The 13,517-nt window shown below is 41.0% G+C and carries 9 protein-coding genes; all 9 read left to right on the forward strand.

All coding sequences use genetic code 11. The features are described 5' to 3' along the window. Nucleotides 1–85: 85 nt before the first annotated feature. Nucleotides 86–619: a cysteine hydrolase family protein gene (locus EO112_RS07530; protein WP_127163749.1), complete on the forward strand. Its 534-nt coding sequence runs from the start codon at nt 86–88 to the stop codon at nt 617–619. 44 nt (nt 620–663) lie between these two features. Further along, the gene (locus EO112_RS07535) at nt 664–861 is read left to right on the forward strand and encodes a DUF362 domain-containing protein (RefSeq protein ID WP_009353935.1); all 198 of its coding nucleotides are present in this window, start codon (nt 664–666) and stop codon (nt 859–861) included. Nucleotides 862–1,189: 328 nt separating this feature from the next. Beyond that, nucleotides 1,190–5,356, forward strand: coding sequence for a DNA-directed RNA polymerase subunit beta (rpoB, locus tag EO112_RS07540; RefSeq protein ID WP_127163751.1), 4,167 nt, complete (start codon nt 1,190–1,192; stop codon nt 5,354–5,356). Nucleotides 5,357–5,388: 32 nt separating this feature from the next. Beyond that, nucleotides 5,389–9,633: a DNA-directed RNA polymerase subunit beta' gene (gene rpoC, locus EO112_RS07545; protein WP_126941079.1), complete on the forward strand. Its 4,245-nt coding sequence runs from the start codon at nt 5,389–5,391 to the stop codon at nt 9,631–9,633. A gap of 388 nt (nt 9,634–10,021) precedes the next feature. Then, the gene (locus EO112_RS07550) at nt 10,022–10,267 is read left to right on the forward strand and encodes a ribosomal L7Ae/L30e/S12e/Gadd45 family protein (RefSeq protein WP_009353939.1); all 246 of its coding nucleotides are present in this window, start codon (nt 10,022–10,024) and stop codon (nt 10,265–10,267) included. A 75-nt stretch (nt 10,268–10,342) separates the two neighbouring features. After that, a complete protein-coding gene (gene rpsL / locus EO112_RS07555; protein ID WP_009353904.1) occupies nt 10,343–10,717 on the forward strand; it encodes a 30S ribosomal protein S12 in 375 nt (124 codons plus the stop codon). Nucleotides 10,718–10,763: 46 nt separating this feature from the next. Continuing rightward, nucleotides 10,764–11,234, forward strand: a complete 471-nt coding sequence (gene rpsG / locus EO112_RS07560; RefSeq protein WP_009353884.1) for a 30S ribosomal protein S7 — start codon at nt 10,764–10,766, stop codon at nt 11,232–11,234. A gap of 19 nt (nt 11,235–11,253) precedes the next feature. Beyond that, entirely contained in the window at nt 11,254–13,329 is a 2,076-nt protein-coding gene (fusA, locus tag EO112_RS07565) for an elongation factor G (protein WP_009353908.1), read from the forward strand. 81 nt (nt 13,330–13,410) lie between these two features. Beyond that, nucleotides 13,411–13,517 (forward strand): GTP-binding protein (locus EO112_RS07570; protein WP_149306083.1); only part of this gene is annotated, 107 nt, incomplete at its 3' end.

The raw sequence follows: 13,517 nt of genomic DNA on the forward strand, positions 1-13,517 counted from the left end.
TAGTCAAAGGTTTAAGTACTATCAATTAGGTGAGGCAAGGGAGTGTATCATTTCCTTGCCTACTTTCTAACAAAGGAGATGCCCTATGAACGTATTGATTGTGATAGATATGCAACATGATTTTATTGATGGAACATTAGGTTCACCGCAGGCGCAGGCTATTGTACCGGCGGTACGTGAAAAAATCCGCAATTTTACTGGTCCTGTTGTGTTCACTCGTGATACCCACGATGGCGTTTATCTTGAAAGCCAAGAGGGGAAACATTTGCCAGTGGAACATTGTGCCCGTGGCACCAAAGGTTGGGAGATTGCGGATGACCTGTTGGAAGTGGCTCGTGAACGAGGTCAACGGGTGGATGTACTAGATAAACCTAACTTTGGGTCCTTAGATTTGTTGGCCCATCTTAAAGGAATGCATGAAGAGGAACCTATCGAATCTTTAACTTTGATTGGTTTATGTACGGATATTTGCGTGGTTTCTAATGCTTTGATTCTAAAAGCAGGATTGCCAGAAATTCCACTTCATGTGGATCCGGAATGTTGTGCAGGGGTGACACAAGAATCCCATGAAGCGGCACTATTGACTATGAAGATGTGTCAGTGTATTGTGGAAGAGTGACATGTGGGGAGCCTCGTAGTATACTAAGGCTAGGAGGCTTGCTTATGTACTTTTATATTAATGATACCTGCGTTTGTTGTGCAGGGTGTGCTATGGATTGCCCTGCAGAGGCTATTACACGCAAAGGTGATCGCTATGTCATCCATCAGGACATGTGCATTCACTGTGGTGACTGTTATGCTATATGCCCAGTAGGTGCCGTGCAGATGGTAAAGAAAAAGGACTTGGATACGAACGAATAAAATGTTTGTGTACCAAGTCTTTTTTAGTCGTTAATGGTATGGAGTATTACATGGTATTCGTACTATGGAGAACTTTTAGTATAATAGCTATTGACAAATAGATATAAGAAGATTATAATATTTAATTGCAAAAAAGTAACTATAACATTGAATTGATGAAGGAATATATCCAAGGTTGTGCTGAAATGAGGAAAGCAAGGTTCACAAGAAAAAATTACGAGCCTTGCTTATTTTGTCATTGGTCAGCAGGAAAACTGAGACCTGGAATCGTCTGCAGTCATACCGTTATAGAATATGTAAGCCAATTATTATGAGGGGTGAAAAGAACATGTTCAAACCTGAGCAAGTGGGTAAGCGTACTCGATATACCTACGCTAAGATCAACGAAGTTCTCGAAATGCCACATTTGTTAGACGTGCAACGCAAGTCCTATGAGTGGTTTTTAGAGAGCGGTTTACAAGATATTTTTAACGATATTTCTCCGATTAAAGACAATTCAGGAAAGTTAGCTCTTTCCTTTGAAGGTTTCAGCCTTGGAGAACCAAAATATGACATTAACGAATGCAAAAATCGTGATGCTACGTATGCAGCACCATTGCGCGTCAATGTTCGTCTCGTTAACAATGATCCAGAAAATCCAGATATTAAAGAACAAGAAGTATTTATGGGCGACTTCCCATTGATGACAGATACAGGAACTTTCATCATCAATGGTGCGGAACGTGTTATCGTATCCCAATTAGTTCGTTCTCCAGGTGTGTACTACGGTGGCAGTATCGATACCATGGGTAACCGTTTGTATGATTCCACAGTGATTCCGAACCGTGGTGCTTGGATCGAGTTAGAAAAAGATGCGAACGACATTGTGTCCGTACGTATCGACCGTAACCGTAAATTACCAGCTACAGTATTAGTACGTGCATTAGGTTGGGAAACTAACGAATCCATCTTGGAATTATTCTGGAATGGACAAGTGGATGAAAATGGTCATCCTGAATACGATGAACGTTTACTTCGTACATTAGAAAAAGACAGCACACAATCCTCTGATGAAGCATTAGTAGAAATCTACAAAAAACTTCGTCCAGGCGAACCACCAACTGTGGAAAGTGCTCGTAACTTATTCGATAACTTATTCTTTGATCCTCGTCGCTATGATTTAGCTCGTGTAGGTCGTTATAAATTAAATAAAAAATTAGGCTGGCGTCAACGCATGTTCGGTCAAACTTTGGCAGAACCAATCGTAGACGAAAATGGTGAAATCATCGTAGAAGCGAATACTTATGTGAACGAAGAAGTTCTTGACGTAGTGGCTAATAGCGGTGTATATAGCGGTGATGTAGTACCTGAGTTCTTCGTAGTGAATACAGATGGCACTGTAGTAAAAGTGATTTGTAACAATAGCAATTTGCCATTTAGTCATCGTACTGTGACTCGTGAAGATATGATTGCTAACGTAAGTTACATGATGAACTTGATCGAAAACATTGGTCAAACTGATGATATTGACCATTTGGGTAACCGTCGTCTTCGTTGCGTAGGCGAATTGTTGCAAAACCAATTCCGTATCGGTTTAACTCGTATGGAACGTGTGGTAAAAGAACGTATGACAATCCAAGACGTATCTGTTATTACACCACAAGCATTATTGAATATCCGTCCAGTTGTGGCAGCGATCAAAGAATTCTTTGGTTCTTCTCAGTTGTCTCAGTTTATGGACCAAACTAACCCATTGGGTGAATTGACACATAAACGTCGTCTATCCGCGTTAGGACCTGGTGGTTTATCTCGTGAGCGTGCAGGCTTCGAAGTTCGTGACGTGCATCATTCCCATTATGGTCGTATGTGTCCAATCGAAACTCCAGAGGGTCCAAACATCGGTTTGATTAACTCCTTGTCTAACTATGCGAAAGTGAATGAATTTGGTTTCATCGAAGCACCATACCGTAAAATTGAAAAAGTATATGGTACAGGCGAAGATGCTAACAAAGTATTGAAAGTTCGTGTTACAGACCAAGTTGTATATATGACAGCAGATGAAGAAGAAGGCATGACAATTGCCCAAGCGAACTCTCGCATTGATGAAGAAGGTTACTTCGTATCTGAGAACATTGCATGTCGTCGTGGTCATGATGTATTAGAAGTATCTCCAGATAAAGTAGACTACATGGACGTAAGCCCAAAAGAAGTAGTATCTATCGGTACTGCTATGATTCCATTCTTAGAAAATGACGATGCGAACCGTGCCTTGATGGGTGCGAACATGCAGCGTCAAGCGGTGCCTCTACTTCGTGCACAAGCACCTTTAGTTGGTACAGGTATGGAATACAAAGCGGCAACAGACTCTGGCGTTTGTGTATTAGCAAAAGAAGCTGGTATTGTTACACGTTGTTGGGGTAATGAAGTCCATGTACAACGTGATAATGGTCGTGTAGACGTATATAAAATGAACAAATTCATGCGTTCTAACCAATCTACGTGCTTTAACCAAAAACCAATCGTATACCGTGGTCAATCCGTGGTGAAAGGTCAAGTATTGGCAGATGGTCCAGCTACAGATGGGGGCGAATTAGCATTAGGATTCAACGTATTGGTAGCGTTCATGCCTTGGGAAGGTTATAACTACGAGGATGCGATTTTATTAAGTGAAGAACTTTGTAAAGAAGATATCTACACATCCATCCATATCGAAGAGTACGAATGTGATGCTCGTGATACGAAATTAGGTGCCGAAGAAATCACTCGTGAATTGCCAAATACTGGTGATGATAACCTTAAAAACTTGGATGAAAATGGTATTATCTGTATCGGTGCAGAAGTTAAACCTGGTGACATCTTAGTTGGTAAAGTAACTCCTAAAGGGGAAACTGAATTAACTCCAGAAGAACGCTTATTACGCGCTATTTTTGGCGACAAAGAACGTGAAGTTCGCGATACTTCCTTGCGTGTACCACATGGTGAAGCAGGTAAGATTGTGGACGTTAAAATCTTCACGCGTGAAAACGGTGATGAATTACAACCAGGTGTTAATAAAGTAGTTCGTGTATATATTGCGCAAAAACGTAAAATCCACGAAGGCGATAAAATGGCGGGCCGTCATGGTAACAAAGGTGTTGTATCTCGCGTTATGCGTCAAGAAGATATGCCATTCTTACCAGATGGTACACCAGTACAAATCGTATTGAACCCATTAGGCGTACCGTCTCGTATGAACATCGGACAGGTATTGGAAACGCATTTAGGTTGGGCAGTACAAGGATTAGGTATGCAAATTAAGGCAACTGATCTAAAAATCAAAGAAGTACTGAAAGAAGCTAAATTAAACGGTACATATTGGGATGAAATTGATGGCATCAAAGATATCTATGCGGAAATTGAAAGTTTAGAACAAGCCATTGCAGATCCTACGATTGCTAACTACCTTGAAACAGATAAACAAATTGATAGTCAAAAAGTAGTAGCTTTAGATAAAATTTTACATCGAGCTCAAGAAAAATTTGAAGATCTTGGTGGAGAAAAACGCTATAACTTCTTATTGGCTGAAGAAAAACGTATCTATGAATTAGGTATTGAAACATTTGATGATGTAGAAGCTGAACGTCCAGAAATGGAAACAGCCTTAGAAGAGGAATTGCGTGCAATTCGTCGTGTAGTACATGTGATTGAAACGATTCAACAAGTTCGTGAAAAACGTAGTCATTTGCGTACTGAGTTGGAAAAATTTGGTTATGACTATGATATGTATGGTATGCCAAAACCTGACGTGGCTGGTATTCATATTGCGACACCAGTATTTGATGGTGCTCATGAAAGTGACGTGTTCGATACACTTAGCATAGCTGGTCGTGATGATGATGGTAAAACTGTATTATACGATGGCCGTACAGGCGAAAAAATGGATAACAAAGTTACCGTTGGTTACGTATACATGTTAAAACTTCACCATCTAGTAGATGATAAAATCCATGCTCGTTCTACTGGTCCGTACTCTCTTGTTACACAACAACCATTGGGTGGTAAAGCTCAATTCGGTGGACAACGTTTCGGTGAGATGGAAGTGTGGGCTCTTGAAGCGTATGGCGCAGCGTATACACTACAAGAGTTGTTAACTGTGAAATCTGACGATGTTGTGGGCCGTGTAAAAGCTTATGAAAAAATCGTTAAAGGTGAAAACATTCCTGAACCTGGTGTACCTGAATCTTTCAAAGTATTGTTGAAAGAATTGCAAAGTATTGGCCTTGACGTAAAAATCTTGAATGAAGATCAAGAAGAAGTCCTTATCAAAGAATTAGATGATGAGGATGTACCGCGTCATGATGATATTCGTGAAGTGATGGAAGAAGGTACAACTGAAGCTACAGCAGAAGGAGAAGCTTCCACAGTAGAAGGAACACCTGACGGATACATTGTAGAAGAAGAGCCTGTAACAGCAGGTGAAGAAGATGATATTATCAGCCAAATCAGTGGCTATGTAGAATCTTCTGATAATGAGTAAGTACCACTATCTCGTAAAGGAGGGAGCATACAGTGCTAGACGTAAATGAATTTGATTCCATGCGAATCGGTTTAGCTTCACCACAACAAATTTTGGAGTGGTCTCATGGAGAAGTTAAAAAACCTGAAACAATTAACTACCGCACCTTAAAACCAGAGCGAGATGGTTTATTCTGTGAGCGCATTTTCGGACCAACAAAGGACTGGGAATGTCATTGTGGAAAATATAAACGCATCCGTTATAAAGGTGTTGTCTGTGATAAATGTGGTGTAGAAGTTACTCGTGCTAAAGTGCGTCGTGAACGTATGGGCCATATTGAATTGGCTACACCAGTGTCTCATATTTGGTATTTCAAGGGTATCCCATCTCGCATGGGATTGATCCTTGACATATCCCCTCGTTCCTTGGAACGTGTATTATACTTTGCTGCGTATATCGTAGTGGATCCAGGTCAATCTCCATTGTCTAAACAACAATTGTTATTTGAAACTGAATTCCGTGAATACGAAGCCATGTTCAATGATGCTGACTATAAAATCGGTGGTAAAAGTGTCATCATTGAAACCATTGCACAACGTCGTGAACGTTTGCAATTAATCAATTCTGCAAAACACAAAGAAGAAGTGAATGCAGAGCTTGCGGCGAATACAGAAATTCCAGAAGAAGAAAAAGAATACGAAGTATTAACTCGTGAAGAAAAATTAGAGCTTGGTGCCTTAGAAGAGAATACATTCGTGTGTATCGATATGGGTGCAGAAGCGATTAAAGAATTACTTTGCGAATTAGACTTAGAAGCATTGAATGATGAGTTGCGCAGTGAATTAGAAACTGCTACAGGTCAACGTAAAGTTCGTGCCGTTCGCCGTTTGGAAGTAGTAGAAGCATTCCGTCAATCTGGCAATCGCCCAGAATGGATGATTATGGATGTAGTGCCAGTTATCCCACCTGAATTGCGCCCAATGGTGCAATTAGATGGTGGTCGTTTCGCTACCTCTGACTTGAATGATTTGTATCGTCGTGTTATCAATCGTAATAACCGTTTAAAACGTTTACTGGATTTAGGCGCTCCTGATATTATCGTGCGCAACGAAAAACGTATGCTACAAGAAGCTGTGGATGCGTTGATTGACAATGGTCGTCGTGGCCGTCCTGTGACAGGTCCTGGCAACCGTCCATTGAAATCCTTATCCGATATGTTAAAAGGTAAGCAAGGTCGTTTCCGTCAAAACTTGTTGGGTAAACGTGTTGACTATTCCGGCCGTTCCGTTATCGTAGTTGGTCCAGAATTGAAAATGCATCAATGTGGTCTTCCAAAAGAGATGGCATTGGAATTATTCAAGCCATTCGTTATGAAACGTTTGGTAGAACGTGGACAAGCTAGCAATATTAAAGCCGCAAAACGTCAAGTAGAGCGTATTGGTGCTGGTGTTTGGGAAGCTTTAGAAGAAGTTATTAAAGAACATCCAGTATTATTAAACCGTGCCCCTACATTGCATAGATTAGGTATCCAAGCCTTCGAACCAATCCTTTGGGAAGGTCGTGCTATCAAATTGCATCCATTAGTATGTACAGCCTTCAATGCTGACTTTGACGGTGACCAAATGGCGTGTCACTTACCATTGTCCGTAGAAGCGCAATCAGAAGCACGTACCTTGATGCTTTCATCCCATAACATCTTATCTACTAAAGATGGTAAACCAGTAGCAGTTCCATCTCAGGATATGATCTTGGGTACTTACTACCTAACAGTAGTTCGTAAAGGTACAGAAGATAAGGCAAAACGTTTTGCAAATTACGATGAAGTGATGTTGGCATATGACTCTGGTGCCATCGGCTTACAAGACGTTATCTACATTCGTATCGAAGGATATGGTTTAGTTAAAACGACAGCAGGTCGTTTGATATTCAACGAAGCTTTATATCCAGAAATCCGTCAATTTGTGAAAGAAGAAGACGGCACATGGTCCTTGGGTAAAGTCATGGATAAGAAAATGGTTGGTAAATTAGTCGACCAATGTTTCCAAGCGTTCGGCAACGAAAAAACTGCAGAACTATTGGACCGCATTAAATCCTTGGGCTACTCCTTCGCTCGCCGTGCTGGTATGACAATTGCTATTGCGGATATCAAAGTACCAGAAGTAAAAGCTGGTATCGTAGAAGAAGCAGATACAGAAGTTAATAAAGTATCCCGTCTATATCGTCGTGGTTTAATTACAGAAGAAGAACGTTACCGTAAAACGATCGAACTTTGGAATGAAGCTATCGACAATGTAACAGAAGCCATGATGGATAATATGGCGGCTGACCAAGATGGGTTCAACCCAGTATATATGATGGCGATTTCCGGAGCCCGTGGTAACAAACAACAGATCCGTCAGTTGGCGGGTATGCGTGGTTTGATGGCGGACCCATCTGGTCGTATCATCGACTTGCCTATTAAAGCAAACTTTAAAGAAGGTTTGACTGTATTGGATTACTTTACGTCCTCTCACGGTGCTCGTAAAGGTTTGGCCGATACAGCCCTTCGTACAGCTGACTCCGGTTACTTAACACGTCGTCTTGTTGACGTATCTCAAGACGTAATCGTTCGTGAGGAAGATTGCGATGTGGTAGGTATCGACTTAGCTCGTGAAAGAGCTCGCTTAGCGCGTAATACAAAAGATGCATTAACATACTTAAAAGATGATTTAATCGGTCGTGTGTTAGATCGCGATGTAGTAGACCCTATGACTGGGGAAGTGATTGCTGACGCTGAAAGCATCGTAACAGAAGCAACTATTGAAGCATTAGCAGAATCTCAAGTGAAATCTATCGCATTACGTGGCGCACAATTGGGTAGTGATAGCGACATAAACCATACTAACATTGTTCAAACCATTGCGTTAGGTGAAGTGGACGATACCATTCGTACGACATTACGCAATACAATGATTGAAAATATGTTGGGTAAAGATACTGTGTATCCTGTTATTGATAGTGAAGGTGTAGAAATCTTCCCTGCCCATACAGCATTAACAGAAGAAGCTATCGAAGCTATCTTGAACTCTGATGTAAAAGAAGTTCAAGTACGCAACAATGAAATTCATGGCATTGAAGTAGAAGCTATCGTGGAAGGTACTGGCGTTATCGAACCATTGAAAGATCGTATCGTGGGCCGTACAGCAGCAGAAGAATTGATCAATAAAGAAACTGGTGAAGTCATCGTTCCATTGAATGGTGAAATCACTGATGAATTAGCTGATGAAGTAGTAAAACATTACGACACAGTGAAAATTCGTTCTGTATTGACTTGTCGTTCTCCATATGGCGTATGTATGAAATGTTATGGCCGTGACTTAGGTACTGGTGGACAAGTACAAGTTGGTGAAGCAGTAGGTATTATTGCGGCACAATCCATCGGTGAACCAGGTACACAGTTAACAATGCGTACATTCCATACAGGCGGTGTTGCCGGTGATGATATCACACAAGGTTTGCCTCGTGTCGAAGAATTGTTTGAAGCACGTCGTCCAAAACGTAATGCTATCATTGCAGAAGTAGAAGGTACTGTACGTGTCGTTCCTAACGATAATAAAAAAGGTACCAATACCATCTTCATTACTACAGCTGAGGGTGAAGAGTTTGATTACTTAATCCCTTATGGATCTCGCATCATTGTGAAAGATGGTGACGTAGTATCTTTAGGCGCACGTTTAACAGAAGGTTCCATTAATCCTCATGACATTATGCGTGTAATGGGTACAGAAGCAACGCAACGTTACCTAGTATATGAAGTGCAAAAAGTATACAAATCTCAAGGTGTAGAAATTAACGATAAACACATCGAGGTTATCGTTCGTCAAATGTTACATAAAGTGAAAATTGAAGATGCTGGCGATGCAGATGTATTACCAGGAGATTCTATCGATGTAAATACATTTGAAGATGAAAACCGTCGTTTACGCTTAAATGGTAAAAAAGAAGCTACTGGTGTTCGTACACTATTAGGTATTACCAAAGCAGCCTTGGCAACCGACAGCTTCTTGTCAGCAGCTTCCTTCCAAGAAACAACACGTGTTCTTACAGAAGCAGCGATCAAAGGTAAAATTGATCCATTACTTGGCTTAAAAGAAAATGTTATCATTGGTAAATTAATACCAGCTGGTACAGGCATGAGCCGCTATCGTAAAATTAAGGTAGTAAAACATACGCCTGAATTAGAAGATCTAGTGGTGGATACAGAAGTAGTCAGTGCGGATGTAGCAAGTGAAACTACAGATGTAGAGACAGCAGAATAATATAAGACAATCAGACGAGCATAGATAGCTAGTTAACATTGTTGGAAGGAATAGCGGATAACAACCTGCAGGAAGTTATCCGCTTATTTCTTTATGTCATATAAAAATAAATAATTTTGTTATATCAATTTCGCATAGATAAAATACAAAAAAGAAAAGGTGATGCATATACATACAAATAAATCGCTATAATTGCATAAAAACAACTCAAAATATACAGAAAAATACGTTTTTGAACCGCACGGAAGCATGTACATATAAAATGCTTTATTCTAGCGATTTGTAAGGGATAAAATCGTTTGACAGGGCATATAAACAATGGTAAACTAGTAAAGTGCTTAAGGAGCAGTGCGCCCTAAAGCAAGTAACGAATAAGAAGGAGACGCATATGACAATCGATATGCTTTCAAATGCAAATCTCATAATAGGAGCGAAACAAACCCGCAAAGCCGTGGGACGCGATGAAGTAGAGTGTGTATTTGTAGGTCTTGATAGCGATGACCGAATTATCTTGCCGATTCTGGAAATTTGTTTAGAGCACAATGTGCCTGTAGATCGAAATCATACGATGGAAGAACTTGGGCAAGCTGCTCATATTAAAGTAGGAGCTGCCGCAATCGGCGTGCTTCGTTAGTTTTGGTAATATCCGAACGATATATTATCGAGCGGATCAATTATAAATCTAATTGTTTGGAAAGGAGGTGCCCACATGCCAACTATTAACCAGTTAGTACGTAAAGGCCGTAAAACTTTAGTGCGTAAATCTGACTCTCCAGCTTTGAAAGAGTGTCCACAAAAACGTGGTGTTTGTACTCGTGTATACACAGCTACGCCTAAAAAACCGAACTCCGCGCTTCGTAAAGTTGCCCGTGTTCGTTTGACAAACGGTATTGAAGTAACTGCATACATCCCAGGCATTGGTCACAATTTACAAGAACACAGCGTTGTACTTATCAGAGGCGGTCGTGTTAAGGACCTTCCTGGTGTGCGTTATCACATCGTTCGTGGTGCATTGGATACAGCTGGCGTACAAAATCGTATGCAAAGCCGCTCCAAATATGGCGCGAAACGTGCTAAAAAATAATTTAGCATAAGATTAGAGAACACACATCGTTAAAGGAGGAATTGACATGCCAAGAAAAGGCCCTGTTGTGAAACGCGATGTACTACCAGATCCGGTGTACAATAGCAAATTAGTAACACGTTTCATTAACAAAGTAATGTACGATGGCAAAAAAGGCATTGCTGAATCCATCGTATATGATGCATTTGAAATTATTCGTTCCAAAATGGGTCAAGACCCTATGGAAGTTTTTGATCAGGCTTTAAAAAATGTAATGCCTGTATTAGAAGTACGTGCTCGCCGTATCGGTGGTGCTAACTACCAAGTGCCGGTTGAAGTTCGTGCTGATCGCCGTTTATCTCTAGGTATTCGCTGGATGGTAAACTATGCTCGTCTTCGTGGTGAACGCACTATGAAAGAACGTTTAGCAGGCGAATTAATGGATGCGTTCAATAATACTGGCGCAGCTATTAAGAAAAAAGAAGATACTCATAAAATGGCAGAGGCTAACAAAGCATTTGCTCATTACAAATGGTAATTAGTTAAGGAGAAATATAGTGGCAAGAGAAGTTTCTTTAGAGAAAACTCGTAATATCGGTATCATGGCTCACATCGATGCTGGTAAAACAACCACGACGGAACGTATCCTTTACTATACTGGTCGAGTTCACAAAATCGGTGAAGTACATGAAGGTGCTGCTACGATGGACTGGATGGAGCAGGAGCAAGAACGTGGTATCACTATCACGTCCGCTGCGACTACTACTCAATGGAAAGGTCATCGCATCAACATTATCGATACTCCTGGTCACGTAGACTTTACAGTAGAAGTAGAACGTTCCCTTCGTGTATTAGACGGTTCCGTAGCTGTATTCAGTGCGAAAGGTGGCGTAGAGCCTCAATCTGAAACAGTATGGCGTCAAGCGGATAAATACGGCGTACCTCGTATCGCTTATGTAAATAAAATGGATACAGTAGGTGCTGACTTCTTCCGCGTAGTTGATATGATGAAAGCTCGTTTAGGTGCTAATAGCGTAGCTATCCAAGTGCCTATCGGTGCAGAAGACACTTTCAAAGGTATCATTGACTTGGTAACTATGAAAGCTGAAATCTACATCAGTGATGACGGAAAAGAATACGAAATCACTGAAATTCCAGAAGAATATGCTGATGTTGCAGCAGAGCGTCGTGAAATGTTAGTGGATGCAGTTGCTGAAACTGATGACGAATTGATGGAAAAATATTTGGAAGGTGAAGAAATTTCTGAAGAACAAATTAAAGCAGCTCTTCGTAAAGCTGTGTGTGAAAACACATTGTTCCCAGTTCTTTGCGGTTCTTCCTACAAAAACAAAGGTGTACAAATGTTGTTAGATGCTGTAGTTGACTACATGCCAGCTCCAACAGATGTACCAGCGATTAAAGGTATCGACCCTAACACTGGTGAAGAGACAACTCGTCCTTCCACTGATGACGGTCCTTTCGCTGCGTTAGCTTTCAAAATCATGGCTGACCCTTATGTTGGTAAATTAGCGTTCTTCCGTGTGTACTCCGGTACATTAGAGTCTGGTTCTTATGTATTCAACTCTACAAAAGGTAAAAAAGAACGTATCGGCCGTATCTTGCAAATGCATGCTAACAGCCGTCAAGAAATCGACCGCGTGTACGCTGGTGACATCGCTGCAGCAGTAGGTCTTAAAGATACTACTACTGGCGATACACTTTGCGATGACAAAGCGCAAGTTATTCTTGAATCCATGGAATTCCCAGAACCAGTTATCTCTGTTGCTGTGGAACCAAAAACTAAAGCGGACCAAGAAAAAATGGGTATGGCATTAGCTCGTTTGGCTGAAGAAGATCCAACTTTCAAAGTTCGTACTGATGAAGAAACTGGTCAAACAATCATTTCCGGTATGGGTGAGCTTCACCTTGACATCATCGTTGACCGTATGAACCGTGAGTTCAAAGTTGACTGTAATGTAGGTAAACCTCAAGTAGCATACCGCGAAACAATTCGTAAAGCAGTTAAATCTGAAGGTAAATTCGTTCGCCAATCTGGTGGTAAAGGTCAATACGGCCATTGCTGGTTGGAAATCATTCCTCAAGAGCCAGGTGCTGGTTTCGAATTTGAAAATAAAGTTGTTGGTGGTTCTATTCCTCGTGAATACATTGGACCAGTTGAGAACGGTGTTAAAGAGGCTATGGAATCTGGTGTTATCGCTGGTTATCCAATGGTTGACATCAAAGTTATCGTATTTGACGGTTCTTACCATGATGTTGACTCCTCTGAAATGGCCTTCAAAATTGCAGGTTCTATGGGCTTCAAAGAGGGTGCTCGTAAAGCTGACCCAGCATTACTTGAACCATACATGGCTGTTGAAGTAGAAGTTCCTGAAGAATACATGGGCGACGTAATCGGTGATTTGAACTCCCGTCGTGGCCGTATGGATGGAATGGAAGCTCGCAACGGCTCCCAACATATCAAAGCATATGTTCCATTGAGTGAAATGTTCGGATATGCTACTGACCTTCGTTCCAAAACACAAGGTCGCGGTAACTACTCCATGACATTCGATCATTATGAAGAAGTGCCTAAGAAAATTGCTGAAGAAATTCAAGCTAAGAAAAATGGCTAATCAAAAGTGTATCTAGTGGGGCGTACAGCCCCACAGGATTACTATATATAAAGTTTTAATTATCCGGGAGGACAATTCAAAATGGCAAAAGCAAAATTTGAACGTAATAAGCCACACGTTAACATTGGTACTATCGGTCACGTTGACCATGGTAAAACTACTTTAACAGCAGCAATCACTAAAGTTCT

Origin of the sequence: Veillonella sp. VA141 (assembly GCF_003992175.1) — a bacterium.
In the GTDB taxonomy this organism is placed as follows: Bacteria; Bacillota; Negativicutes; order Veillonellales; family Veillonellaceae; genus F0422.

Excerpts from the sequence above, each read along its gene's own strand:
- rpsG (WP_009353884.1), top strand. The coding sequence starts at position 10,764 with ATGCCAAGAAAAGGCCCTGTTGTGAAACGCGATGTACTACCAGATCCG.
- EO112_RS07535 (WP_009353935.1), top strand. The coding sequence starts at position 664 with ATGTACTTTTATATTAATGATACCTGCGTTTGTTGTGCAGGGTGTGCT.
- rpsL (WP_009353904.1), top strand. The coding sequence starts at position 10,343 with ATGCCAACTATTAACCAGTTAGTACGTAAAGGCCGTAAAACTTTAGTG.
- rpoB (WP_127163751.1), top strand. The coding sequence starts at position 1,190 with ATGTTCAAACCTGAGCAAGTGGGTAAGCGTACTCGATATACCTACGCT.
- EO112_RS07530 (WP_127163749.1), top strand. The coding sequence starts at position 86 with ATGAACGTATTGATTGTGATAGATATGCAACATGATTTTATTGATGGA.
- EO112_RS07550 (WP_009353939.1), top strand. The coding sequence starts at position 10,022 with ATGACAATCGATATGCTTTCAAATGCAAATCTCATAATAGGAGCGAAA.